The sequence below is a fragment of the Pseudomonas sp. 10C3 genome, from assembly GCF_036346185.1.
In the GTDB taxonomy this organism is placed as follows: domain Bacteria; phylum Pseudomonadota; class Gammaproteobacteria; order Pseudomonadales; family Pseudomonadaceae; genus Aquipseudomonas.
In genome coordinates, this window is sequence record NZ_JASJVE010000159.1 from 1 (window position 1) to 251 (window position 251).

General features: G+C 60.6%; 1 pseudogene. It reads left to right on the forward strand.

Features of this window, described 5'->3' with window-relative positions:
* Window positions 1-251: pseudogene (locus QN399_RS26470) on the forward strand (chemotaxis protein); the annotation flags it as partial.

The following is a 251-nucleotide window of genomic DNA, read 5'->3' on the forward strand; positions in this document are numbered from 1 at the left end:
GTGCTGGCCCAAGATGGTTCGATCCGCGCCGTTTACCCAGTCGCCCCCATCCCCGGCGCGCCAGAATGGGGAGTGGTTATCGACCTGCCCAAGCAAGTTTTGCTCGCTGATTCGGTAGCGTTACAAGGCTTGCTGGATCAGACGCAAACCCGCGACGCCCTGAATTCGCTGCTAATGGCAATTGGTGCGGGCCTGGTGGGCCTGCTGCTCATCTGGATCACCGCTTCGGGTGTGACTCACCCCATCAACAG